Source organism: Acetobacter nitrogenifigens DSM 23921 = NBRC 105050, assembly GCF_000429165.1.
Lineage (GTDB): Bacteria > Pseudomonadota > Alphaproteobacteria > Acetobacterales > Acetobacteraceae > Acetobacter > Acetobacter nitrogenifigens.
In genome coordinates, this window is the sequence record NZ_AUBI01000010.1 from 124,609 (window position 1) to 149,286 (window position 24,678).

General features: G+C 59.1%; 19 protein-coding genes. 3 read left to right on the plus strand and 16 right to left on the minus strand.

The window, feature by feature from the left end:
• Window positions 1–16: 16 nt before the first annotated feature.
• From G442_RS23985 to G442_RS0112490, 4 genes are all read right to left on the minus strand, one after another.
• Window positions 17–715: a transglycosylase SLT domain-containing protein gene (locus G442_RS23985; protein WP_084440577.1), complete on the minus strand. Its 699-nt coding sequence runs from the start codon at window positions 713–715 to the stop codon at window positions 17–19.
• Window positions 716–830: 115 nt separating this feature from the next.
• Entirely contained in the window at window positions 831–1,574 is a 744-nt protein-coding gene (locus tag G442_RS0112480) for a pyridoxine 5'-phosphate synthase (RefSeq protein WP_026398264.1), read from the minus strand.
• The gene (pdxA, locus tag G442_RS0112485) at window positions 1,571–2,566 is read right to left on the minus strand and encodes a 4-hydroxythreonine-4-phosphate dehydrogenase PdxA (protein ID WP_026398265.1); all 996 of its coding nucleotides are present in this window, start codon (window positions 2,564–2,566) and stop codon (window positions 1,571–1,573) included. Before pdxA ends, G442_RS0112480 begins: the two co-directional genes overlap by 4 nt.
• Window positions 2,563–3,951: a dipeptidase gene (locus tag G442_RS0112490; RefSeq protein ID WP_246789437.1), complete on the minus strand. Its 1,389-nt coding sequence runs from the start codon at window positions 3,949–3,951 to the stop codon at window positions 2,563–2,565. Before G442_RS0112490 ends, pdxA begins: the two co-directional genes overlap by 4 nt.
• Before the next feature lie 197 nt (window positions 3,952–4,148).
• On the opposite strand from G442_RS0112490, the gene G442_RS25105 reads away from it, so the two are divergent.
• A complete protein-coding gene (locus G442_RS25105) occupies window positions 4,149–4,880 on the plus strand; it encodes a hypothetical protein (protein WP_146882448.1) in 732 nt (243 codons plus the stop codon).
• An 8-nt stretch (window positions 4,881–4,888) separates the two neighbouring features.
• On the opposite strand, the gene G442_RS25110 is transcribed toward G442_RS25105, so the two are convergent.
• From G442_RS25110 to G442_RS0112540, 10 genes are all read right to left on the minus strand, one after another.
• Window positions 4,889–6,790 carry a hypothetical protein gene (locus G442_RS25110; protein ID WP_146882450.1) on the minus strand — a complete coding sequence of 634 codons (1,902 nt, stop codon included), beginning with the start codon at window positions 6,788–6,790 and terminating at the stop codon, window positions 4,889–4,891.
• The gene (locus G442_RS0112500) at window positions 6,753–8,852 is read right to left on the minus strand and encodes a glycosyltransferase family 61 protein (RefSeq protein WP_146882453.1); all 2,100 of its coding nucleotides are present in this window, start codon (window positions 8,850–8,852) and stop codon (window positions 6,753–6,755) included. Before G442_RS0112500 ends, G442_RS25110 begins: the two co-directional genes overlap by 38 nt.
• Before the next feature lie 161 nt (window positions 8,853–9,013).
• A complete protein-coding gene (locus G442_RS0112505; RefSeq protein ID WP_026398268.1) occupies window positions 9,014–10,249 on the minus strand; it encodes a tol-pal system YbgF family protein in 1,236 nt (411 codons plus the stop codon).
• Between the two features lie 4 nt (window positions 10,250–10,253).
• The gene (locus G442_RS0112510; RefSeq protein WP_026398269.1) at window positions 10,254–10,691 is read right to left on the minus strand and encodes an ExbD/TolR family protein; all 438 of its coding nucleotides are present in this window, start codon (window positions 10,689–10,691) and stop codon (window positions 10,254–10,256) included.
• Window positions 10,692–10,798: 107 nt separating this feature from the next.
• Window positions 10,799–11,224 carry an ExbD/TolR family protein gene (locus G442_RS0112515; RefSeq protein ID WP_026398270.1) on the minus strand — a complete coding sequence of 142 codons (426 nt, stop codon included), beginning with the start codon at window positions 11,222–11,224 and terminating at the stop codon, window positions 10,799–10,801.
• A gap of 2 nt (window positions 11,225–11,226) precedes the next feature.
• Entirely contained in the window at window positions 11,227–12,279 is a 1,053-nt protein-coding gene (locus tag G442_RS22170; protein WP_084440571.1) for a MotA/TolQ/ExbB proton channel family protein, read from the minus strand.
• 71 nt (window positions 12,280–12,350) lie between these two features.
• A complete protein-coding gene (locus G442_RS0112525; RefSeq protein WP_371863415.1) occupies window positions 12,351–13,007 on the minus strand; it encodes an energy transducer TonB in 657 nt (218 codons plus the stop codon).
• A gap of 824 nt (window positions 13,008–13,831) precedes the next feature.
• A protein-coding gene (prfB, locus tag G442_RS0112530) for a peptide chain release factor 2 (RefSeq protein ID WP_146882455.1) occupies window positions 13,832–14,963 on the minus strand; the annotation gives its coding sequence in 2 pieces (ribosomal slippage) (window positions 13,832–14,893 and window positions 14,895–14,963; 1,131 coding nt in all).
• A 37-nt stretch (window positions 14,964–15,000) separates the two neighbouring features.
• Window positions 15,001–17,628 (minus strand): penicillin-binding protein 1A, encoded by a 2,628-nt coding sequence (locus G442_RS0112535; RefSeq protein WP_035376604.1) that lies wholly within the window; start codon window positions 17,626–17,628, stop codon window positions 15,001–15,003.
• A gap of 774 nt (window positions 17,629–18,402) precedes the next feature.
• Entirely contained in the window at window positions 18,403–18,885 is a 483-nt protein-coding gene (locus tag G442_RS0112540; protein WP_026398274.1) for a glutathione peroxidase, read from the minus strand.
• Window positions 18,886–19,178: 293 nt separating this feature from the next.
• On the opposite strand from G442_RS0112540, the gene G442_RS0112545 reads away from it, so the two are divergent.
• Entirely contained in the window at window positions 19,179–20,465 is a 1,287-nt protein-coding gene (locus tag G442_RS0112545; protein WP_026398275.1) for a NupC/NupG family nucleoside CNT transporter, read from the plus strand.
• Window positions 20,466–20,710: 245 nt separating this feature from the next.
• On the plus strand, window positions 20,711–21,211 hold the full coding sequence (locus tag G442_RS0112550) for a hypothetical protein (protein WP_146882457.1): 501 nt from the start codon (window positions 20,711–20,713) through the stop codon (window positions 21,209–21,211).
• A gap of 339 nt (window positions 21,212–21,550) precedes the next feature.
• Here G442_RS0112550 and G442_RS0112560 read toward each other — a convergent pair whose 3' ends face one another.
• Both G442_RS0112560 and tcuC read right to left on the minus strand, forming a co-directional pair.
• Window positions 21,551–23,278 carry an OprO/OprP family phosphate-selective porin gene (locus tag G442_RS0112560; protein ID WP_026398278.1) on the minus strand — a complete coding sequence of 576 codons (1,728 nt, stop codon included), beginning with the start codon at window positions 23,276–23,278 and terminating at the stop codon, window positions 21,551–21,553.
• The gene (tcuC, locus tag G442_RS0112565) at window positions 23,275–24,642 is read right to left on the minus strand and encodes an MFS transporter (RefSeq protein WP_281285506.1); all 1,368 of its coding nucleotides are present in this window, start codon (window positions 24,640–24,642) and stop codon (window positions 23,275–23,277) included. The genes G442_RS0112560 and tcuC overlap by 4 nt, the downstream gene beginning before the upstream one ends.
• Window positions 24,643–24,678: the final 36 nt, after the last annotated feature.

Genomic DNA, 24,678 nt, shown 5'->3' on the forward strand with positions numbered 1-24,678 from the left:
GGGGCGCCTCGCCCCGTCAGAGCCGCTGATGTCCGGCGGGCGTCGCGCACCCCGCGCCACGCTTTGCCGGAACGAAGATCGTCACGCCGGATCCACGCAGGCAGGAAATCCATCTACGGCGTTGTGAGCGACCTGCCTGCGGGACGACAGCGAACTCCGTCCCGCGGCGCTCCCCGGCGGTTCGATGCGGATCGCCCTGCCCTTCGTACACCCGAAAAACATCCAGCGCGTAGCGCGCGCCCTCGCTGGACGCAGCGTGATAACGCGCGACCGCCTCTCGCCAATCTCCGGTCAATAAATGCAGGCGCCGCAGAAACAGCCCGGCGGCGATTCCGTTGATGACGGGATCAAACCCGGCCCGCACGCTGACAAAAGCGTCCGGGTGCCAGGCGAGATCAATCTGGAAGCACCCGATATCAATCTTCGGTCTGGCGCCAGGTGCGGAAGGGTTGCTCATCACCCGCGCGGCTTCGCTCGCCATAGCCTCGCTCGGGAAGCGCAACGCACGACCGTTCACGTTTACTGCAAATGGATTTCCGCCGCTTTCAACCTTGGCAATCGCCGCGAGCAGGCCCTGCGGGATGTCGAGACTTCGCTCGACGATGTCCGCCGCTTCCCCGCACCCGAGCGGCGACGCGTGCGCTCCGGACGACAGTCCGAGAAGCAGCACCAATGTCGCCGCGAGTCTTGGCTTTTCCAGGAACGCAACCGGCATCCGCGCACAGTAACCGCAGAACATTAGCGCTCGGTAAAACTGCCGTCGCGTGTTCAGCCGCGATACTTGGCGACGCTCTCGGAGCAATCCCGGGTGTGCCGAGAAATCCCCGAATTCAACCCGAAATGGACGCCCTTGCGGCGAGCATCAGGGCCCTCATTTCCCGCACTACCGACTCCAGCCCATCGAACACCGCCTGCCCAATCAGGAAATGACCGATGTTCAATTCGGCGATTTCGGGAATAGCGGCGACAGGGGCGACATTGCCGAAGCTCAATCCATGCCCGGCATGGACTTCCAGCCCCAGCGACGCGGCCTGCCTTGCTGCCTCCCGCAGGCGGGTGATTTCTCCATCGACCCCTTCTGCGTAAGCGCCGGTGTGAAGCTCCACGACCGCCGCGCCGACCGCCGCGGCCGCCGCCACCTGCCTGGGGTCGGGGTCGATGAACAACGACACCCTGCATCCACGCGCGCGCAGCGTTGCGACGGACGGCGCCAAGGAGGCCGCCTGCCCCGATACGTCCAGACCGCCCTCGGTCGTGACCTCCTCCCGGCGTTCCGGAACAATGCAACAGGCGTGCGGCCTCAGATCACACGCGATGGCGACCATCTCCTCGGTCGCCGCCATCTCCATGTTCAGCGGCGCCCGGATCTCGGCGCGCAACCTCGCCAGATCAGCGTCGCGAATGTGGCGCCGGTCCTCACGCAGATGCGCTGTAATGCCGTCCGCTCCCGCCGCCACGGCAAGAGCCGCCGCAGCCACCGGGTCGGGACCAGAGCCCCCGCGCGCGTTCCGCAACGTGGCGACGTGGTCGATGTTGACGCCGAGACGAAGAATTTTGCTGCCCGGTCCGGTCATTCCGGCCTCTCCTGTATGGACGAAGCCCGGTTGTGCGCCAGAGTTCCGGCAAGACGCAACGCCGCGATCAGGCTGTCCGCCTGCGCGACGCCCTTTCCCGCGATATCGAACGCCGTCCCATGGTCTGGCGAGGTCCGCACGATCGGCAAGCCCAGCGTGACGTTGACCCCGTTCTCCATATCAAGCGTTTTCAGGGGGATAAGCGCCTGATCGTGATACATGCACAGCGCAGCGTCGTAGCGCGCGCGGGCTGCGGGCGTGAACATGGTGTCAGGCGGCACGGGGCCAAACACATCGACGCCTTCGGCTTTCAGGCGCGCGATCGCAGGGGCGATCATCTCGATTTCCTCTCGCCCCATCAGGCCGCTTTCGCCCGCGTGCGGGTTGAGGCCCGCAATGGCGAGGCGCGGGTTCGGCAGGCCGAAATCACGCCGCAACGCCGCAGTCGTGACGCGCGCCGCCGCCTCGATCGCCTCTCCGGTCAATGTATCCAACGCTTCCCGTAACGAGACATGCACCGTGACCGGCACGACCCGCAGCATGGGACTCGCCAGCATCATCACTTCCCGTCCCGGAACGCCGCAGAGCTCGCCCAAAAACTCCGTGTGGCCGGGATGCGGAAATCCCGCCTTGCGCAATACCGCCTTGCTGATCGGGTTGGTGACCACTCCGCCGACAGCGCCCGCCCGCGCCAGACCTACCGCACGGGCGATGCTGTCGATGACCGCCGGAGCGTTCGCCTCATCCGGAGAGCCCGGAAGAACGGGCGCGGAGAGCTGCGACTGCAACACAGGAATTGCGCGGGAGAAACAGGCGGCGGCGCCGGAAACGTCCTCGACGATCTCAACTGGCGCGTCATCGGGCAGGCAGGACGCATCGCCCAAAAATACGAACGCAGGCCCGGTTTCCCGCAACGCCCGCCATGCGCCGACGGTGATCTCCGGCCCAATACCGGCCGGATCTCCCATTGTCAGGGCGAGCGGCGACGTCACGCCGACAACGCTTGCAGCACGCGGACCCAGGACCGAATTCCTTTATGAAAGGACGTCAGGCTGTATTTTTCGTTTGGCGAGTGAACCCGGTCGTCGTCCAGAGCGAACCCGATCAGCAGCGAGTCGATGCCAAGCGCCTGCTTCAGTTCCGAGACGACGGGAATTGATCCACCGCAACCGATCACTGCGGCCTGTGTCCCCCACTCATCGGTCAGAGCCTGCAAAGCGGGTTTGAGAGCGGGCAAATCTTCGGGGACGACGCTTGCGCGGGATCCGCCGTGCGCGATGAACTCCGCCGAACAATCCACTGGAAGCCTCGCCCGCACATGCGCGCGGAAGGCTGCGCGAACGGCGTCAGGGTCCTGATCCCCGACCAGACGGAACGATATCTTCGCGGAGGCGCGCGCGGGCAGAACGGTTTTGAACCCGTCTTCCTCGTACCCGCCGGAAATGCCGTTGATCTCGCAACTCGGACGGCACCAGGTCTGCTCGAGCGCGGTGTACCCCACCTCCCCTGCCGCCTGGCTCAACCCGACGGCGCCGAGGCTTTCCGCGTCTGTCGGACCAAGGGCGCGCCACTGCTCCCGCACGGACTCCCGCATGTCAGGCACGCCGTCATAGAAGCAGCTTAGCGTGACACGACCCGTCGCTGGATCGCGCAGGTCGGAGATGATGTCGCACAGAACCTGAATCGGGTTGCGCGCTGCATTGCCGAACATGCCGGAATGAAGATCGCGGTCGGCCGCCGTGATGACGACTTCCTCGCCCACCATGCCGCGCAGCATCGTCGTGATGGCGGGTGTCCGCGCGTCAAGCATTCCCGTGTCGCAAATCAGCGCGAGATCGGCCTGCAACTCGTCACGATTGGCCAGAAGGAAGGGCAGAAGATTGGCCCCGCCGGACTCCTCCTCCCCCTCGATCACGATCGTCACGCTTACCGGCAAACCGCCATCCGTCTCGCGCAGCGCGCGGCAGGCCTCGACAAAGGTCATGACCTGCCCTTTGTCGTCGGACGCGCCTCGGGCGACGATTTCTTTCACCCCCGCGGCATTCTCCGAGAGGCGCGGCTCGAACGGCGGCGTCGCCCAGAGACTGAGGGGATCGACAGGCTGCACGTCGTAATGACCGTAAAACAGCACATGCGGCGCGCCTTCCGGGCCCTTCGCATGACCGACGACTATCGGGTGGCCGGGCGTGTCGCGCACGGAGGCGTCGAAGCCGATCGTCGTCAGTTCCTCACGCAGCCACTCAGCCGCTGCGCGACAGTCTGCGGCGTGCGCCGCCTTGGTCGAGACGCTGGGGATGCGCAGGAGAGCGAAGAGGCGCTCGAGGGCGGCTTCGAGGTTCATGTTTACTCGCATGAGGGGCGGCTGAACAACATTCATCTGCGCGTCCATATTTTTACATTAAGCCAATATCGATCTATATCATGCCTATATTTACGACAACTAATCTAAAAAAATAGACAAGATTCATCATATAATAAAGTTCCAGCATCGCGGTACGCACGATCTTGCCTCGCAACATCAGCGCAGGTATTATAAAAAAGAATTCGTAATTTAATTCTACGGGGCCATCTCACATGAAAAAATATGCAGTATTTTATCACATCTGGACACCAAAATCTGGACTTGGCTGGTCCGTTCTTGTTGACACTCAAATAAAAAAACTCATATCAAGCAGAATCATGCAAAACTGTGAGGTGTATTGCTGCATATCAGGAAGTCAGCATAAAGAGGTAGAATCTCTAATAAGCCATTACAAATTCATCACAATACTTGAATCCACACCCAACGAAAGTCACTACGAAAATTTGACACTAAAACATTTATACAATTCCTGTCGAAAAGAAAAGGAGAATTTTGAAGCTGTATGTTATTTCCACACGAAAGGAGTTCGCCACTTCGTAGACAATACAAATATGAAAGAAGTGAAAGCCATCAACGGATGGCGGTTGATGCTCGAATACGGCGTTTTAGAACGATGGACAGACTGCATACAGGCCCTGCAAACACATGATGTGGCCGGTATAAATTATCACCTCTGGCCTCGACCTCACTTTCAAGGTAATTTTTGGTGGGCAACGTCACGCTATATTTCATCGCTCGAAGCACCTGACAGTCGTGTATTCGCAGACGAAACCTTTTGCCACCCCAGCGCATTGCAACGTGTCAGCGCCGAAATGTGGCTCGGAAGTAAAAAACCAACATGGTTTAGCCTATACAACTTTCCATTCAATACCGCAGAGTTTCAAGATACGTTCGACCTTTATCAAAATGATATCTTTCCACATTACCTGAACAATTCCATGTAATCTGACCTTCACCATGAGCTTAGCTTCACCCGCTTCCATCTATTTTTTTGGACGCACACATAGTGGTAATTTTGATCGTCGGAGAACTGCCCCTCATTACAGGCAGCCGTTGATGATGCTGGGGTTGTTAACTTCTCCTGAAAATATTGTGAGGCTCGAAAAATTTTTCCTACAAAATCATCCGACAAAGAAATAACATTATCGCCTGTATTGGATATAAACCGAATTGTATTCTTGCCGTTCGACTCGATTCGCAATGCAGAGAGGCTGCCTTCTTGAGCAAATTCCAACGCCGCTTGAGGCCTCTGCAAAATCAAATTACCTGCCGCGTCAAACAACACTCCACCAGACGCATTTCCCCCCACTATATCTACTCCCCCTCTCCCGTCAGAATTAAAAATCAAATCTCCATTACGCCGTTCCATGTTTACTTTGTCACCACCGGTAAGATTTGCCACATTAGTATCGGTGCCATTTACTAAATATCCCCAATGAATCGCAACATTTGAGGCCAAACTTTTTCTCATGTCGTTTTGATCGGAAAGTAGCTCCTCAAATGCCACAAGAGACAACTTATCGCCTATGCCATTTTTGTCGGAATTTACCGCACTGGCACCTATAAACTCTGCCAACTCTCTAGTGTCACCCTTTTCACCAATAACGTTTCCGCTAACATTATCGAATTTACTAAAAACTCCACTATTGCCATGTGCATAGAAGCCATCGGATAGAAAATTGTTGGCATTCGATCCATTCCACGCAACAAAACCATTAGGTGTCAGGCCTGCTGCCATAAAGTCATAGCTATCCAAACTCGGCTTATTAGGGCCATTATAAGTAACCAAAATACCTTTAGCGCGCCCCTCATAGTCAGGTAGTGCGCTACTCAAATCGGCCTCCTCTATTTCGCAGTCATTAACCGGAGTGCCAAATTGATTTCCCTCAGGCGCATTCGCATCACCCGATGGAAAATTCTCTCTTTTTTCTAAGAAACACATAGAATTATTGTCTATAGCATGAGTGTAAGTGCCTATGAAAATTGCGGGATGAATTATACTAGGCCATGTATGTAAATCTAGGTGACCGCTAGAAAGTGGAATCTGCGAAGGGTTTACGTCTCCATCTCCAAGCACACGCCATCCACCGACTTCGATAGAGTCACCAGAAGCAGAAATTGCAGTTACTTCAGCAGAAAATCCGTTAAATGGCTTCCAATAACGCTCTCTCCTCGCACCGCTGTGCCTTGGACCCAAAATATTTGTCACTACATGCATCCCTACACGCAACAGTTTTACTTCTTGCGTTGGTAACGCCGGAGAGAAAAAAGCGTGCCGCGAGTCGAAAGACACCACACGACGACGCGAGTCTGAATTAATAAAATCCTCACCGACTGTAACCCAAGGCTTGGTTCCATGGGCAAATACCCACGTCGCTGCGGCGTCCATTTCAGGGTAACCAGAGAGTCCCCCAGGTCCATCGGTACCAAATGGTGCCAACGCAGGTTGCTCGCCCCCAACTCCACGCTTCGTCATAGCTACACTTAGAACCGTTCCTAAAGCGCTCCCCCCATATGGGGCAGCATAAATAAAAGTTGGAACGGAGTCAGAATAAAATCTTCCACCAATCAGCATAGATCTATTATCTAGAATATTATAGTTCAGATTATCACCAAGAGAAACCGAAGGTCCATTTTGAATCTTTATGTTGTTTTCCGGATAATATAAAAATTCTCTCACGCCCCCAAGAGAAGAACAGCAGAAATTATTCTTATTTTCTACAGCACCTTTCCACTGAGCCAATGCTGAATAGTTAACCTCAAACAAAAAAATCATGCAAAAGAGAAAAAAACGCGCACCTGGAAAAAAAATTCTCTTACCCCCAGCGTTGCATATCTTGTTGCATGACGGCATCAAAAAAGCCCTCCAACTTCTCCAAAGAAATCGAGAAAAAGGTGTTGCCGGCCTCATCGCGTCGCTCTCCATCCGCAAACACAATGACATTTGTGTCACCGTAAATACGACCCAGATTTGTCTGTATTTCTGTCAACGGATTTATTGTTCCAACCGTCATGCCATAACGATTATAAATAGATGCATGCTGTGCAGAACCATGCTCACCTATCTGGCATCGTGTCTCAGCGATAAGGCGTATCTGCTCCATTAGAGGCAGAGTCTCAGGAGCGATAACATCAAACCCTCGCTGCCTCGCCATATCCTCGAACAATTCCTGTTGCTCAAAGACACGTTGGTTCACCTTGTTTGGCTCCCATGCACGTCGAGAAAGACAAATACGCCGCGTAGGCGTCACGTCGGCCGGAGACAGCGACTGGTAGTATTCTTTTACAAAGGGATGAAACCTGTAGTCGCGATGCCCAAAAGACGGAACAAGCGCGTCTCTTATTTTCAGAAACTCCCTCTCGTGATCAAAAAAGAGGAACTGCTCTTCATTCACTCTCCCCAAAATTTTCAACACATTGATCGCCCATCCGGGCGTCTTTTGAGGAATTACGATCTTCCTGTCCGCAAAGGCCTTATCGCCCAATATCCGTCGAGCCAGAGCGATGCGTGGCACGTCATCCACCAGATAATGACCGTAGCAGCCATAGCCAGCCCCAAACGCAACAATTGCGGGCTCATCAACGTATCGTATATCTGACGCATCAGAAGGCCTCATCCAGTGCCCGCCAAGAGTTTCGCTCTCGGCGACAAAGGACAGATAGGACTCAAGCCTTAGAAATTGGCCCTCATGCCAGCAGCAGCCATGCCCACTGACACCCAATTCATAGCACTGAAAAAGCTTCAGAGGAGGCACCGCGATCGGCGCATGAATTTGCTGAAGAATATGAGGGACCCGGTCTTCACCGATAATCGTGACATTATCTGACGGAGGGTAGTAGGCTCCCGGAAGCATGCCGACCACAGATTCGGCACGAATAGAATTTTTATAAATACTTGGACTAGCAATCCCTGACAGTCTAATTCGCGGGAAGGGAGCGTCTACATCCTGCTGAGTCAGATTCTCCTCTTCACCACTGGCTTCGATAAAGCCGTCGTAAATAGAACCGTCAATTAACGTAATGGACGCATCTTCCGAAAACGAAACATTTTCCGAAAACATATCGCAAAGACATGCCTCAAAAGCCCACCTTGACGAAAACTCTTTATAATCAGGAGATATTTTCTTCAGCAGGCACATATCAAGATAAGAAACAAGCGTTTGGAAGTATCTGGAAACAACCGGATGCCCCGAAGGGGCACACAAAAAATTCTTTTCGATACCGCCATTACGTTCGACAATCCCCAATCCCGTTAAAGAGTTCACGAGCTTAGCTATCGGTGCCCGGCCGACAGAGCACACATCCGCAGAGACCCCGCCATCCCTCAACAATGAGGCGACCAGAAAAAAATCAGACTCAGCTTGAGGGGTATTAATTATATTAAAAAGAGCCGCAATATCACGACCATAAAATTTCTGAAGATACTCATAAGCCGAAGACTTATCATAACAAAAATAGTCAACACTTCTATTTTTGTTAAATAAACCTACCTGTTCAATCTCACGCAAAGCATACAATTTTTTATCCGGTCTACATTGCCGAATGACACTGGGAACTCTATCGAATCTTTGATCACTAATGAAACAGAAATCTTTAAATTCCCCATCGGTTAAATAGATATGTTTGCGCAAATATTTATATATTCCACCCCAGTTACTATCTCTTTTTCGACTGGAGATATAAACAATTTTGGCAACCGTTTCTGCGGAACGATCATCGCCATGCAACTCAAGCCACTGAGCGCCGCTATGAAATAATTCCCCCTTACCTAGGCCAGTAGGGTCAGCAAGTCCAATATATGTTGCCGCAAATCTCTGTCCTTCTACAGAACCTGAAAGTAGCAAGTCACGGAAATGAACTTGCAAATGCTCATTTTGCCACGCCTCAAGATTAATTTGGGAAAACGAATTCAACACGACTCAGCATCCTTCAGAACTCGCTGCAAAAATAAGCGCAACATTGCATATCGTCAAAAGCGTATGCCATTGCAAGTGGGTACGGAGGCTTAGTGAGCGTAATAAAAAAGGCGGCGGGCTATCAAAGCCTTCGCCGCCTTTATGAACATATTTAATGCCGTTTACTTTTTCGACTGCAGCTTCAATACCCAAAGCTGAGCAATATCACGCGCACCGTTATCTCCCTCGACGGAGTTGAACGTCGCAATCGCATCCGCCGTCTTACCAGCCGCAACCTGAGCCAGTCCAAGGTGCAATTTCGCGACATTCACGTCGAACGGTCCTTTGGCGATGCCCTTCTTGATCAGATCCAGCCCTTTGTCCGCCTGACCAAACGTCACGTAGTTGTAGCCGACCGTAATCAACGCGTTGCCGCTCGGCGCTTTCTCGGCCGCAGCCTCATCAGCGGCGATTGAAGCCTTCTTGTCATCAATAGTCTTGACCACAAGCGCTTTAAGCTTCGCTTCGCGCGCAGCGCCCGCATCTTTGCCCAAGGCGCCAAGAGCGTAGCCCTGATTCATGATATCCAGCGCGACCTGAGGAAGGCCAGCCTGCATCGCGATCTCGGTTGCGTCCATGAAATCGGCCGTCGACGTCAGGTTTCCGGCGGCAATGCGAATTCGATAAAGATCGAGCTGCAACGCTGGCGGAAGCTTGGAGTTGGTCTCCAGGCCATGCAGAAGTTGCGCCCAATATTCAGGCTTGGGATAGTATTTGGCCAAAAGGACATAGGTATGGGTCATCCCCCCCGTGTCCTTCAACTGCGTCTGGCAAGTCGCCAGGAGTTGCAGCTGGCTCTCGGGCGGAACCTTGTTCGCCTTGATGTCCGCATCGATCATGTCCTGCTGGACACGCGCCGCGTTCTTGAAATCCTGCTGGAGATAGTAAGCCTGAACCAGCAACGTCTGCATCTGCGGGTTCGGCCCGACCTGCTTCAGATACCGTTCCGTTGACTTCACAGCGAGCGGGTAATCTTTCGCAGTGTACGCCATCGTCGCTTCGGCCATCATCATCTGGGCCTTGGCGTCCTTCGGCGTACGCGAAGAAGCGATCAGCGTATCATAAGCGGAATCTGCAGCCGGAACGTCTCCAGACTGGGCCGCAACCGCAGCACGCATCTGGGCTATGGTATATGTCTCGTAATCGGACTTTCCCTTGATCGCGTCAGCTTCGTTCACAGCCGCCATCGCCTTGGGATAATTATGCGCAGCGAGAGCGGACTGGGCGGCCTGAAGCGGCTTGCCCACCTTGGCGCTCAGAGCGTCTTCGGCGCTCGCAATCGGCGCGGTCGCCAGAGCAACAGGCAAACAGAAAACGGCGCCTGCAAGAAGCGTCAGGCGCGAAAAACGAAACGACATCAGGTCACTGCCCTTCCATGAACTGATCTTGCCCTACAATACCAAGCTTCGTCACGCCAAGCCGCTGCGCGTCGGCGAGAACATGGGCCACAGTCTTGTAGTCGGCCAGACGGTTCGGGTGGATATGCATTTCCGGCTGATCCGGCATAGCGACGGCGCCAAGAAAATGATTCTGGAGATCCGCTTCGCTGGTGATCGGCGTGCCGTTCCAGGAAATGCTGTTGTCAAAGTCAATAGCGACCGTCACCACCTGAGGATCAGGCGCGGAAGACGGCGGAGGATTGCCCTGGGGCAGATCCATCGACACGGAGTGTGTCTGCAAAGGAATGGTGATGATGAGCATGATCAGAAGCACCAGCATCACGTCGATCAACGGCGTGGTGTTGATGTCGACAATGCCCTCGTCTTCGGTCGCGCTTTCCGACCCGACATTCATGCCCATGATGACTCTACTTTCTCAAATTGACCGGGTCCCGTCACACGATGGGACCACATGGCCTTTCGTCACATTACATCCCAGATCCCCGCCGAAGCGGGGGCCTTGCAGCCTCACTCGGAGTGAGGCTGCTCGGTGATGAAGTCGATGTGATAAATCCCGGCTTCCTGACAGGTCGCGACAATCTTGCCGACCGCCTCATAACGGGACTGCGCATCGCCGCGGATCTGGATCTGCGGTTGGGGCTTCAGGACAGCCACCTGCTCAAGACGCGCCAGCAAATCGGCGTGGCTCTTGATCGGGTGTTCGTTCCAGTAAGCCTGGCCGTTTTCCGTCACCGCGAGAGTAATGTTCCCGGGTTTGATCTTGCTCGGCTGGTTGGCGTCCTTGGGGAGCTGCACCTTCACCGTATGAGTCGCCACCGGAATGGTGATCAGGAAGATGATGAGCAGCACCAGCATGACGTCGACGAGAGGCGTCGTGTTGATCGCCGATACAACCTCGTCTTCGTCGCCACCGCCTCCGACGGACATTCCCATGATCAGGCCACCCGGTTCGAGATCGTTGTGGAGGTCGGGGAGTTGTCAGGACGGACCACGATGGTGTCGTGGGAAGCGCCATGACGCATGCCGCCGATCAGGATGGACTGGAGGTCAGCAGCGAAGTTGCGGACCTTGTCCATGCCGCCCTTGTTGCGACGAACCAGCAGGTTGTAGCCGAGCACGGCCGGGACCGCGGTGCCGAGACCAATGGCCGTCATGATCAGCGATTCACCGACCGGACCGGCGACCTTGTCGATCGAAGCTTGTCCGGCGATGCCGATGGCCGTCAGAGCGTGATAGATACCCCAAACCGTTCCGAAGAGACCAACGAACGGAGAGGTGGAGCCGACGGTTCCAAGGAACGCCAGACCGCCCTGAAGGTTGGACTGCACGGAGTCGACCGAACGCTGGATCTGCGAGGACGTCCAGTCGGACAAGTCGATGGATTCCTGCATCGTGCCTTCGTGGTGCTCGGCAGCCACAATGCCCGTGTCAGCGATATAGCGGAACGGCGAGCTGGACTTCAGGGCGGCGGCGCCTTCCTGCAGGGAGGGCTTCGTCCAGAAGTTCTTCGCAGCTTCCTTCGCGGCGGAGAACAGACGCGCCTGCTCAAAGAACTTCGTGATCATGATGTACCATGTGCCGACCGACATGATGACCATGATGACGAGAACGCCGCGTGCAATGATGTCGCCGTTCGCCCAGAGCGCGCCCAGACCATACGGGTTACCCGCCGGAGCCGGCGGCGGAGCAGGTGGAGCCTCGGCGGCAGGAGCCGGGGCCGGAGCGTCAGCCGGGGCCGCGGCAGGAGCCGATGCGTCAGCGGCAGGGGCGTCGGCCGGAGCAGAAGCCGCAGGCGCAGCAGCGTCAGGCGCTGCGGCAGGAGCCGGAGCCGCGTCAGGAGCAGGCGCCGCGTCGGGTGCAGGCGCTGCTGCGGCAGGCTGCTGGGCGTCCTGAGCCAGCGCAACGACTGGAGAGGCGACGCTCAGCGCCATCGCCATCGCGGGAGCGGCCAGAGCGGGAACCGAAAGGCGGCGGTGCAGTCTCTTCATTTATTCCTTGTCCTCGTCTGAACCTCTCGCCGGTCTCGGCCGACGAGAGGATTGGGGGGTGCGATCAGGCTTTAGTCGTTGTTCAGGCTGAAGGTGATCGTATAGGCGTGGTGGAACTCCTTGATCGGCACGCCATTCTGCGTGGCAGGGGCGTAACGGGCGCGCCGGACATAATCGAGCGCCGCCTGAGCGAAGACCTGACCACCCTGGACGCTGGTGACGCTACAGTTGCTGGTTTCACCCGAGGGCTCGACGTCACACACAACTGTCACCTTGCCTTCACGACCTTCTTCCTCGGCCTGCTCCGGATAGGTGAGCTGGACGTGGTTGATCGGGCGTGAACCAGCCAAATGATCAGGAACCGGCGGACCGACAGGTCCTGGCGTCGGCGGAGCAGCCACTGCGGGCGGCATCGGCTTCGGCGGCGGCGTGTGGGTGACGTGTTGAATCACCTGCTGCGGCGGCGGCTGCACCTGAATCTTCGGCGGCGGAATGTAAGGCGGCGGCGGCGTGGTAAGTTGCGGCGGCGGCGGCGGTGGCGGCGGCGGCGGCGGCGGCTTCACCTCTTTGATCACCTCGGTCTTGATCGGAGCGTGGTTCTCCGACTTCGGCGCCTTGTCGACCCAAGTCATGTAGATGACGCCAAAAATCAGGGACAAGAAGGCAACACCACCGATTCCGATGGCGCGCTTCATCGGATTTCGCTGTTGTTGCGCGTAGTCCATCATGCTGAAAACCTCCTCGACTTCGTCACGTGACTGCGCCCCGGACATTCTATGCCCCGAGGCGCTCAGCCGGATTCTTCGAACGGCTGGCCATGCAGCCCTGTGACGCTCTCCCGTCCACCTTGCCGTCTGGACAAGGGCGACAGATCGACGGATGGAGCCTCTGGCCGTTGCGATTGGGCAATCGACCGCAAGGGATGTCAAGAAAGATATTTACCGAAATGAAAACGTTCATTTTCGGTGCATTCGGCTCAAAAGTTAACCAGTATTCATCTTGCGGCAAGAATGGCGGCTCACGGCGGGCAGCAGGCCGAGCGCAGAAAACTTGCTCACGAAAATGCTAGCAAATCGAGCGGCGACAAAAAAACGTCGCTGGAGTGATTCGCCGACAACGCGCCGTACGACGCTCGGTTCAACACGCTAACAGCGGTTTGAGCGCGCCCCCGCAGGCGTTCGCCACGCCCCTTCTTCTTCGCGGCGTGCGCCTGCGCATCAGTGCCTGAGGCACAGTTGCGGCAGACCGAAGCATCGTCCAAATCGGATTTAATCTGGGCCGCGTTGACATGCCTGACGCGTATCGCGCGACAGGATGGGCGCGCTAAACGCCCCCCAAGAAACGACGGATGAATAATAACAAATTCATCCCTGAGGCTTACTCGAGAAATGCGAACTCTCGCATAGCTGTGCGAGCAGGACGCCTGCCCGGCGCCAATGCCCACAAGAAGCTCAACTCTACCGCATCATGCATAATGAAAAGGCGCCGCTCGCTAAATGCGAGGGCGCCTTTTTTGCTTGCGTATCCCAATCTCGGCGAGCGGCAAGAAGCCTTACTGAGCCGAAGCGCTCGCCTCGGATCGTGTGGCGCCGACGCGGGCCGCGAGCGACGCCGCCATGAAGTCGTCGAGCGCTCCGTCGAGCACCGCGTCGGGATTGCCCTTTTCGACGCCAGTCCGCAGATCCTTGACCATCTGATACGGTGCCAGAACGTAGGACCGGATTTGATGCCCCCAGCCGATATCGGTCTTCGCCGCCTCGGTCTGCGCCGCCGCAGCCTCCCGGCGCTGCAACTCGGCTTCGTACATACGCGCCTTCAGCATCCCCATCGCGGTCGCCCGGTTCCGGTGCTGCGACCGATCCGTCTGACAGGCGACGATGATTCCCGTCGGGATATGCGTGATGCGGATGGCGGATTCCGTCTTGTTGACGTGCTGTCCGCCGGCGCCGGATGCGCGGAACGTGTCGACTTTAAGATCCGCTTCGTTGATCTCGATCTCGATCGTATCGTCGACTACCGGATACACCCAGACGGATGCGAACGACGTCTGCCGACGCGCAGCGGCGTCAAACGGGGAAATACGCACCAGACGATGCACTCCCGCCTCCGTCTTGAGCCAGCCATAAGCGTTCGGGCCGCTCACCTGCATGGTCACGGATTTCAGGCCAGCCTGCTCGCCTTCGGAGCTTTCCATGATGGTGATCTTGTAGCCATGAGCCTCTGACCAGCGCGAGTACATCCGCAGGATCATCTCGGCCCAGTCCTGAGCCTCGGTGCCGCCTGCGCCTGCGTTGATTTCGAGGTAGCAGTCATTAGCATCAGCTTCGCCGGACAGCAGACTTTCGGTCTCACGACGTTTCGCCTCTTCCGCAAGGCGGCGCAACGTCGCCATCGCTTCCGCCACCAGATCGGCGTCGCCTTCCTCTTCGGCCATCGCCACCAGCTCGACCGTGTCGGCGACTTCGCCTTCCAGCTTCTGCACGCCCTCAACCTGATTGGCGAGCAACGTGCGCTCGCGCATCAGCTTCTGCGCCGCCTCGGCGTCATTCCACAGGTCAGGATCTTCGGCGCGGTTATTCAGTTCGGCCAGACGGCCCTGTGCGACATCCCAGTCAAAGATGCCTCCTCAGCAGCGCGACCGACTGCTTGATCTGTTCGTTGAGAGCTTCCGTCTCGGCGGACATGACGACCGAACTCCGTCTCGGGATTACAGGACCGGCCTCAATACAGGCCGCCCATGCCAATGTCACCCCCGGCGGGCTGAGAAGGCGCCGCAGGGCGAGCCTCAGTTCCCGCAGCCTGAGCCGCACCCGGTTGAGGCCGCGCCGGACTGCCGCCCGTCTCGACCATGTCGGATTCGGAATCAGGCAGGTTCTCCGCGCCCGTGTCCGCAGCCGTGAGGGCGCCCGCATCGGCCGCGCTGGCGAAGCTGGCGCTCTGGCCCGGAATCTGATCGTTCTTGAAGGCGTCGATGGCGACCCCGCGCCCGGTGTCGTAACGCACCAGCGTCACCCCTTCCGGGGCCCGGAAGTCGAGCTTCGGTCGATCTGCGAGCGAAGCCTTCATGATCCGATTCCAGATCGGTCCGGCGATGGCGCCGCCCGTCTCGTTCTTGCCTATGGATTGCGGCGTGTCGAAACCGATCCAGACGACTGTGACCAGATCCGCCGAATATCCGGCGAACCATGCATCGTTGAAATCCTGACTCGTGCCGGTCTTGCCCGCGATCGGGTGATCGATCCCCGCCCCGGCGGCGACGCCGGTGCCGCGGCGGATCACATCCTGCATCATCGTGGTGATCTGGAAGGCGCTGTCGGCGCTGGCGATCCTCTTACGACCGTCCACGAGCGCCGGAAGAGCGTCTCGTCCGGGCGGGACGATCGGCGGCGGCGCCTGCGATGCGTCCGGTTTGGCTGGTTGTGCTGCATCAGGAGCCGTCGTCGCTGGGCCTTCTGCCCCAGCCTGATCCTGCCCGGCCGAGGGAAAGACTGCGTCCGGCTGCGCGTCGACCGGAGCCGCATCGGGCGTCGCGGTCGAAAGCGCAAGACCCTCCGGCCGCCAGATCACGTGCCCGTCGCGGTCCTGCACATCGTCGATGAGCGTCGGCGTCACTTTTCGCCCGCCATTGGCGATGGTCGCATACGCGCCAGCCTCCCGCAGCACCGTCGTCTCAACGGCGCCCAACGCCGCCGGAAGGACATGCGGCATGGACTGAACAAGGCCGATATTGGTCGCGAGATCGGCGACCGTTTTAATGCCTATATGCGCGGCAAGCCGGATCGTCACCAGATTGCGGGATTCGCGAAGCGCATCATGCAGCGTCGTCGGTCCCCAGAAATCTTTTTCGTAATTGCTCGGGTGCCAGGAGCCATAAGAGACTGCCGAATCATCGAAAGTCTGCGAGGGCGATATCCCCTGCTCCATCGCGTCCAGATAGACGAATGGCTTGAACGATGAGCCCGGCTGACGCAGCGCCTGCGTCGCGCGATTGAACTGCGATGCGGCGAACGACCAGCCGCCGACGATCGCCAACACACGCCCCGTCCGCGCGTCCATGGTCACCGCAGCGCCTTCGATCTGCGGAACCTGCCTTAGCGCGACATGCGCCGCGTCGTCAGCCTGCGGTTCGATCATCAACACGTCGCCCGCACGCAGGGCGCGGTAATTTCTTATCCAGCCGAGATCCTTGGCGAGCAGGGTCGCGCGACGGGGCTCGCCAAGGGCGCCGCCCTCAACCCATCCGACCGCCCCGGTCGTCGGGTCAAGCACCACCGCCAGCCGCCACTGCTCCAGCATGCCCGCGGGCGCGGCCATCGTTCCCAGACGCGCCGACCACGTAGCCTCGTCGGTCGAACCGCCACGTCCCCCGACGCCGTCGAGATGACCGACGGCACCGCGCCAGCCGCCGTGAGACCGGTCATACGCCATCAGCCCTTCGCGTAGCGCTTCGGTCGCCTGATTCTGGGTCGTCGGATCAAGACTGGTGTGAACGTCCAGTCCCCCGCGCATCGTCTGCTCGACGCCATAGCGTTCGATCAGTTCACGCCGAACTTCCTCCCCATACCATTCCGATCCCGGGATCGGTCCGGGGCGGTGGTAGTCACGCGGAATCAACGGTTCCTGGATCGCCGCCTGGGTCGCGTCCGGGCTCAGCCAGCCCAGTTCGCGCATACGTTCGAGCACCCAGTTCCTGCGTCCACGCGCGGCGTCGGGAAAACGATGCGGATTATAATTCGTGGGCGATTTCGGCAAAGCCGCCAGAAACGCCGCTTCAGCGTCGTCAAGCTGATCCAGCGGTTTGGCGAAATAAGCCTGCGCGGCGGCGCCTATGCCGTAGGCGCCTTCGCCGAGATAGATCTCGTTGAGATAGATTTCGAGAATCTTTTCCTTCGGCAGCACCTGCTCGATACGGATCGCGAGCAGCGCCTCTTTCGCCTTCCGCTCCATCGACACTGCGTTCGACCCGAGCAGCATGACGCGCGCCACCTGCTGCGTAATGGTCGAAGCGCCGAGCGGCCGACGGCCCTTACCCCGGGTCATGTCGGTCAGACCAGCGCGCAGGATCGCCAGAGGGTCTACGCCGCCGTGGGTCCAGAACTTCTGATCTTCGGCCGCCAGAAAGGCGTTCTTCACCCTGTCCGGAATCGCCTCGTACGGCACGAAGATACGCCGCTCTGAGGCGAGTTCCGCGATAAGGCGGTCATCGCCGGAATAAAGTCGGCTCATCACCGGAGGCTGGTAGGATTTCAGCCCCTCCACCGTTGGCAGATCTGCGACCAGCCCGGCGTATTTGCTCCACGCGACGATCCCTGCGGCGCCGACGCCCAGAAGAATAATCGCGCTCGCCATGCCCAGCGCCCTGCGCCACTGCCGAAAACGCGGACGACGCGGCGGCCCACCGCCAAGCCAGCGCCCCCCGCCCGAACCGCCCCCGGAGCCGCCGGAACCACTACCCGCCGCACGTCGGGAAGAGTCGCTCGACGCTCCCAATCGGTCGGCGCCACGTCCTCCCGCATTCAGACCACCGACGCCCTGTCCACCTTCCGAATGCAGGATGTCGGACCAGGCCTGCGCCGTGTATCCCGCGAATACGGGAAGGCGAATGCCTGCGGCAAGCCAGCGGGCGGCTGTGGGGATCACCCCGCCGCCCGACCAGCCGTCGGGACGGAAGAATGCGGCAGGCAATCGGGAGGCAAAAAACAGGCGAGGCGTCATGGCGGCTGTCTAGCATCCTCACGGTCAGCCGTCGCCCCCCGCGCAACCGCCATCCTCGCTGGCGGGCGACGCCGTCGGATAACGGCATAGGGCGGGGCAGCGGCCGTAATTCGTATCAGTTGTCTTCTGAACCGATGGTAAGGCGCATTTGTGGCGGCGTCGCCAACTGTGAAGATCCGCCTTGCAATTAAAGAGCTCTTAATCGCCCTTGCTCGCTCAGCACGCCGAAAGATGGGTCTCCTGCAGCGGAAATCGGGGCTCTCAGGTGATCTTCCGACGAGCGCTACGCGGGCCGCCACCACCAATCGTCGCAGCCGCCGTTCATTCGGTTTAGCCTTACCCGGACGACGCCTCTCGAAAGCCCCGTGGGGCATCGCTCAAGTCACATTTGGCCTTGGACGGCTGACCTCAATGATCGAGCACGAGCCGCGCCGCGGCCTCCCGCACGCGGCGTGAGTCGGGGGACGAGATGCTGGAGAACCAGTTCGTCAAGCGTCCCTGACGATCGATCAGATATTTGAAGAAATTCCACCGCGGACGCGCCAGAAATCCACCCTGCTCCGCCAGCCAGCGAAACAGGGGAGTCGCGTCGCGTCCACGCACATGGGCTTTCTCCGTCATGGGGAAGCTGACCCCATAATTGCGGGAGCAGAAAGTCGCGATTTCCTTCCCACCTCCCGGCTCCTGATCGCCGAAATCGTTACTGGGCACGCCGATCACGATCAACTCCCGGTCCATTTCGGACCAGAGAGCCTGCAATCCTTCATACTGGGGCGTGAAGCCGCACTTGGAGGCAGTGTTCACGATCAATAACGGCTTTCCACGCCACGCGGCGAAATCGACGGTACCCCCTTCGAGTCCGGGCATGCTGAAATCATAGGCGCACTGCATGGTCGTTCCCTCGCAACTTCCGGCCTCATCACGGCGAGCGCCGAATTTCATCGCAGACTGGTCTTGAAACGTCGCACGACGCTTCCTGCGTCGAAGGACGATCGCCGAACCCGTCACATGCGCGAGTCGCTTGCGAAACCGTCGGTTATCGGTCCCGAATCCGCGTGATCGCGCCCTGCCCTAGCCCTGCCTCGCCTGCCACGATTTGTCGAGAGCCTGCAGATGCGGCACTGGACAGCCCGGCGCGAGCGGACAAGACTCGTCGCGACATCGACACGAACCGGGATGCAGGCATGATTTTGCGCGGCTTGGCGGGAGTAGCGCTTCTGCTTGCGATTGGACTGGCCTTCTCAACGAATCGCAGCGCGATCCGGTTGCGCCCTGTCATCGCCGCTCTGGCGACGCAGATCGGAATTGGCGCGATCGTCCTGTTCGTGCCTCCGGGACGCATCGCGCTTCACGCCGTCTCGACAGTCGTGGGGCAGGTTCTCTCCTGCGGCGCGCAAGGCTCCGCGTTTCTGTTCGGAGCGCTGGTCAGCCCGAAAATGGGGGATGTGTTCCCCGGCGAAGGTTTCATCTTCGCCTTTCAGGTCCTGCCGGAAATCATCTATGTCAGCGCGCTCATCGCGGTGCTCTATCATTTCGGAATTATGCAGCGCCTTGCCGAGGTGATCGGTTTTGCGGTCAGCAAGCTCATCGGCGTCTCGATCGCGCAATCCTTCTCCGCCGTCATCACCATATTCGTCGGCCAGAGCGAAATGCCCGTCGCGATCGCTCCCTATCTGTCGCGTCTCACACGGGCGGAAATGTTCGCTGTGATGTGCAGCGGCACCGCTTCGGTGACGGGCTCCGTTCTCGCCGGTTACGCAGCGCTTGGCGTGCCCATGGATTATCTGCTCGCGGCGTCGTTCATGGCCATTCCCGGCGGCCTTCTGTTCGCGCAGATTCTGATGCCGGAGACCGAAACGCCGCTCATCGTCGACATGCGCGACACCTCATCCGCCTCAACCACGACCGGGAACGCCCTGGAGGATGCTCCGGGGGGCGCGACTTCCAACGTGTTCGAGGCGATAGCGAACGGCACCGCCGCAGGCACACGGGTCGCGGTGGCGGTGGGCGCAACGGTGATCGCCTTCGTCGGGCTGATCGCGCTTCTGGATCGGACGCTGGGGGCCGCCGGGCATGCGCTGCATATCGGCGGAACGCTTTCCCTGTCCGGATTGCTGGGGGAGGTTTTCGCGCCTCTCGCGTGGCTGATCGGAACGTCGTGGCATGATTCAGGCGTCGTAGGCACGCTGATCGGCCAGAAAACCGCCTTCAACGAATTCGTCGCCTATGGCTCCCTCGCCCCGCACCTCCACACGGGAGATCTTGAACCCCGCAGCATCGCCATCGCATCCTTCGCCCTTTGCGGTTTCTCAAACGTATCCTCCATCGGCATCCTGATCGGCGCCTTCAGCAGCGTCATCCCTGAGCGCAAGGCTTTCGTCTGCCGCATGGGCGCGCGTGCGGTTCTGGCGGGGTGCCTCTCCAATCTGACGAGCGCGGTCATCGCAGGACTGTTCATAAGCACGCCGTGAAGCGTAAAAAGACGCTCAGGCGCGCGCCACGCACGTGACATCGTTTGGACGGTCGAAGCCTGCGGGGGGAATGATCGTCTCGAACATTGCGTCCAATCAATGCGCAGCGAAACGCTCAGGGCTATCGAAGATCATGCATGCAGACCGTTGCGCACGCGCCTGAAAATGGCTTCATTGCAACCGACGCACCGGATTGAGTCGTGTCCATGATCGATTGCGCATACTCGATGAGCAGGAGTTACGTCATGTCCCGACACACGAAAATTGCAGTCCTGGCGGCGCTGTGCGGTCTCGCCCTCGCTACAGGCGAAGCGGCTGCGGCAAGTGTCGATGCGGCGACACAACCTGGCGCGGATTCCGACCGGCTCGTCTTTCAGGTCCACAGCGCCAATCTGGGTCCCGGATACGCCTGGGGCCAGGGCATCCTTCATTACAAGGGCGCTGACTACAAAATCTCCGTCAGCGGCGGTGGCGCCCCGGCGCTTGGTTACTCGAAATCATGCGCGGAGGGCAGCGTCGCCAATCTCGGGTCGGCCAACGATTTCGACAGCACGTTCTGGGCTGTGGACGCTGAAGCTACAGCGGGGGGCGGATCGGGGGTCATGGCGCTGGAGAACGCCAAGGGCGTTGAATTGCGCCTCACGACTCACACGCATGGAGTGCGTCTGTCCGCCGAAGCATCGCGGTTGCGGTTTCGTGTGCTTGGCAAATCGACACAGGGCGTCAGCAGCATCCGTTGCTCCTGACCGCGTCGTTGAGGCGCGAAAGCCACGCTCGCTCGGCTTTCGCGAAACTCACTGACGGCAAAGCCATCGCGCTGACATCTTCCGTTTTCTCGACCTATGTCGATTCAGTTCCCACAGACTGCGGCTCATGGAGCAAACGCCGAACGTCAGGGGTTCTGATTGTCACAGAAAATGCGGGCGAAGAAGCAGCCCGCACCGATCGGATGGGATGGCGTTTCAGACAGTGCCGACCGACCGAGCGCTTGCATCGCCCTGCGCCCGCACCGCGACGTGAACGCCTATTGCGCCATTGACCATGTGGCGTGGCGTCTGCCCTCTGCGCCGTTTTCGGGATAGGCGTCAGAACGTAATGCCCGCACGCATCCCGATCATATTTCCGCCTGTCTCCCCGATATAGGAGCCGGTTTTGTTCGATACATGCGCATGGGTGTAGTTCAGCATCAGGCGCGCATAGTTCACCAGATACCAGTTTACGCCCAATGTGACGGTCCAGGCGCGCGCGCCCGTCGGCACGTCGCTGGCGTCCAGCCAGTCCGCGCGCGCCGCAACCTCCCAGGCTCCGACCCCTCCGTCCGGCACAGGATTCAGGACCCGGGGCGTAGCCCATTGGCCGGTATGGGCGAAGTAATTCGGCGTCTCCCCCGTCAGGAAGATACCGGTCTGCGCACTCGCCGCCTTCTCCGTGCCCCTGCCGCCGCCCGAAAGGTCGCGGAACTTCATGCTTCGAACGCCGCCTTCCGCCAGAGCCCACGCATTTTTCCAGATACCAAAAAGCTCGAGCCCACCCGCGAGTGAATTGGCCAGAGGAACGGTCGGCCCCAGATAAGCAGAAAACGCGTCGTCGGTACGCGCCATCAACCGAACATTCTGGGAGAACGACGCGGCGGGTTTTACGTCCTCGTAAAAACCCCAGGCGCCCAGATGGATGAGCGCATCCTTGGAGCGCCAGGGTATCCAATGCGACCTCAATTCATAAGTGAGATCGTCACGCACATTGTTGGTCGTATTCGACGAATTAACGTCGTCGCCGGTGATCTGCGCGGCGACATGCCAGCTTTTTCCAAAAATTTTGTAGGCGCCGCCAAGCCCGTACCAACCTTTGACCGGCAAAATCGCATTGGCGACCAGATCGCGGTCAAGGAACACCGTCTGGTCCGAACCCGTCGAGCCGTCGAAACCGCGCTCGTTGAATTTGTTGCCAAGAGTGTATTCGACAAGATGCCCTGCCATCTTGTCGCTCCAGGTCGCGAAAGCGCTGACGATCTGGACCTGATTTCCCGAAAAATCCGTCTCGAAGACCCAGGAAAGCTGCCGCGCCCGTCCTTCGATGCCGATACGGGCTGCGCGCAGCGCAGTACGCGAAACATTCTGCCCGCCGAACCGGGAACCAAACGCAGCCCCGTAATCAGCCAGCACACGTCCACGCACGCGAAAGGCGTAGTGCCCGTCAGGCGTCGTAAATTCCGGCAGCCCCTTGCCCCAGTTCAATACCAGACCACCGACGGTCGTCGTCCGCGCCGCTGACGGAATGGAAGACTCGACTCCATAGACAGGCGAGGAGTTCGATGGCATCGCCGAAATCGCGCCATATGTGCCCGGCGGAGCCGCTATCAACGGATACACATGACGCGTCGTGAACATGTTCGACGAATCATTTGCGATACGGAACGTCGGCCTCGCCTCATTGACCACTGGCTGGTTCACCGTCGCCACCACGCTGCTCGAGGCCTGAGGCGGCGCGACGACCGGCGGAAGCACCGCTGGAGCGACCATCGTCGTCGCTGCGTAAGCCGTTTTTGGTTTCCCGGCTGACGCAGACGAGGATTTGGCCGAGGCAGGCGTGGAGCGCTTCTCCACGAGATCGAGACGGGCCTGCAGATCATGAATCTGCCGGGCCTGCGCCTTCACCAACTCCGCCAATGCCTGAACGTCGACGTTTCCGGAAGATGCAGCCCGGGCCTCTCCCTCTCCACAAAACGACGCGGCGACGGCGATCAGGGCGACGCCACAAGCGTATCGGCCACGCCTTACATTCTCGCCGTTCGGCGAGCACACAATCGATGTCAAGCGCGCGCGCCCTCGTCCTTATAAGGCTTTGCCCGAATTGCAGCAATCAGACCACACACCGCAGCGACGGACAACCAGGCTCCAGGCATCGCCCGGTCGCCTGTCTGGTGGATGAGCAAGGTGCAGATTGTCGGCGTGAAACCACCGATGCAGGTCGCGGCGCTGTAGGCCAGCGAGAAGCCGGTCGTGCGGATTCTTGGCGGCACGATTTCCGTCAGGAATGCGACCGCCGCTCCGTTGTAGGCGCTGTAGATCAGCGCCAGCCACAATTCCACCACAAGGAGGCGACCGAAGGACGGTGTGGTGGTCAGCCAGGTCATGGCGGGCCACGCAGTGAGGATAGCGGTCACCGTCGCGACGATCAGCAGTCGGCGCCGACCGATCCGGTCCGAAAGTGCGCCGAAGGCAGGAAGCATCGCAAAATTGGCGACGCCGACGCACAGGGTGACGACCAGACTGTCACGAGACGACAGATGCAGGACGCTCGCTCCAAAGGAGGGCGTGTAAGCAGTGATCACGTAAAAGGACGTCGTGGTCATCAGCACCATCAGCACGCCAACGCCCACAATCCGCCATTCGCGGGCGATGGTGGCAAGCACCTCGCGTATCGCAGGTGGCGAATGCGTCGCTGCGAATGCTTCAGTCTCACGCAGGTTGCGGCGCAGGAAGAACAGGACCGGCACGATCATGCATCCAAGCAGCAAAGGCACGCGCCAGCCCCATGCCCCCATGCTTTCCGGCGGGATGACAGTCGACAAAAACACGCCCAGAGCGGCAGCCGCGGCGACCGCGACCTGCTGCGACGCCGACTGAAACGAGACAACGAAGCCTTTGGTGGCGGGCGTGGCGATTTCAGCCAGGTAGACGGAGGTGGAACCAAGCTCCACACCAGCCGAAAAGCCCTGCAACAACCTGCCGCACAGCACGATCAGCGGAGCCAGCAAGCCGATTTGCGCATATGTCGGCGTAAGCGCGAGGCACATCGTCCCGATCGACATTAGCGAAAGCGTCAGGATCAGGCCCTTGCGTCGGCCGATGCGATCGACATAGGCGCCAAGCACGACCGCGCCGAGCGGGCGCATGAGAAATCCCGCCCCGAACGTCGCGAAAGACATCATCAGTTCGGCGTAGGCATCGCCGGACGGGAAGAACGCACGACCGATGGCGGCGGCATAGTAGCCGAACACCATGAAATCATACATTTCGAGCATATTGCCGCTGGCGACCTGCATGGCCGCGCGTACGCGCGCTCCGGTAGTCATCGGCGGCGCGATGTCCGCAACGGTGGAACTTTGCGCAACGCCGCCCGCAGCATACCCTTCGGCGCTGCGTGCGACGTCGAGAGACGCCGTTTTGTTCGTCATCCGGCTGCCTGTCCTTAATTTATTGTTGGTTCGCCT

Coding starts and splice junctions, on each gene's coding strand:
- G442_RS0112540 (WP_026398274.1), bottom strand. CDS start 18,885: ATGCAGTGCGCCTATGATTTCAGCATGCCCGGACTCGAAGGGGGTACC.
- tcuC (WP_281285506.1), bottom strand. CDS start 24,642: ATGACGAACAAAACGGCGTCTCTCGACGTCGCACGCAGCGCCGAAGGG.
- G442_RS23985 (WP_084440577.1), bottom strand. CDS start 715: ATGCCGGTTGCGTTCCTGGAAAAGCCAAGACTCGCGGCGACATTGGTG.
- G442_RS0112525 (WP_371863415.1), bottom strand. CDS start 13,007: ATGATGGACTACGCGCAACAACAGCGAAATCCGATGAAGCGCGCCATC.
- G442_RS25110 (WP_146882450.1), bottom strand. CDS start 6,790: ATGCCGTCATGCAACAAGATATGCAACGCTGGGGGTAAGAGAATTTTT.
- G442_RS0112480 (WP_026398264.1), bottom strand. CDS start 1,574: ATGACCGGACCGGGCAGCAAAATTCTTCGTCTCGGCGTCAACATCGAC.
- G442_RS0112535 (WP_035376604.1), bottom strand. CDS start 17,628: ATGGCGAGCGCGATTATTCTTCTGGGCGTCGGCGCCGCAGGGATCGTC.
- G442_RS0112510 (WP_026398269.1), bottom strand. CDS start 10,691: ATGGGCATGAATGTCGGGTCGGAAAGCGCGACCGAAGACGAGGGCATT.
- G442_RS0112490 (WP_246789437.1), bottom strand. CDS start 3,951: ATGAATGTTGTTCAGCCGCCCCTCATGCGAGTAAACATGAACCTCGAA.
- G442_RS0112515 (WP_026398270.1), bottom strand. CDS start 11,224: ATGGGAATGTCCGTCGGAGGCGGTGGCGACGAAGACGAGGTTGTATCG.
- G442_RS22170 (WP_084440571.1), bottom strand. CDS start 12,279: ATGAAGAGACTGCACCGCCGCCTTTCGGTTCCCGCTCTGGCCGCTCCC.
- G442_RS25105 (WP_146882448.1), top strand. CDS start 4,149: ATGAAAAAATATGCAGTATTTTATCACATCTGGACACCAAAATCTGGA.
- G442_RS0112545 (WP_026398275.1), top strand. CDS start 19,179: ATGATTTTGCGCGGCTTGGCGGGAGTAGCGCTTCTGCTTGCGATTGGA.
- G442_RS0112505 (WP_026398268.1), bottom strand. CDS start 10,249: ATGTCGTTTCGTTTTTCGCGCCTGACGCTTCTTGCAGGCGCCGTTTTC.
- G442_RS0112550 (WP_146882457.1), top strand. CDS start 20,711: ATGTCCCGACACACGAAAATTGCAGTCCTGGCGGCGCTGTGCGGTCTC.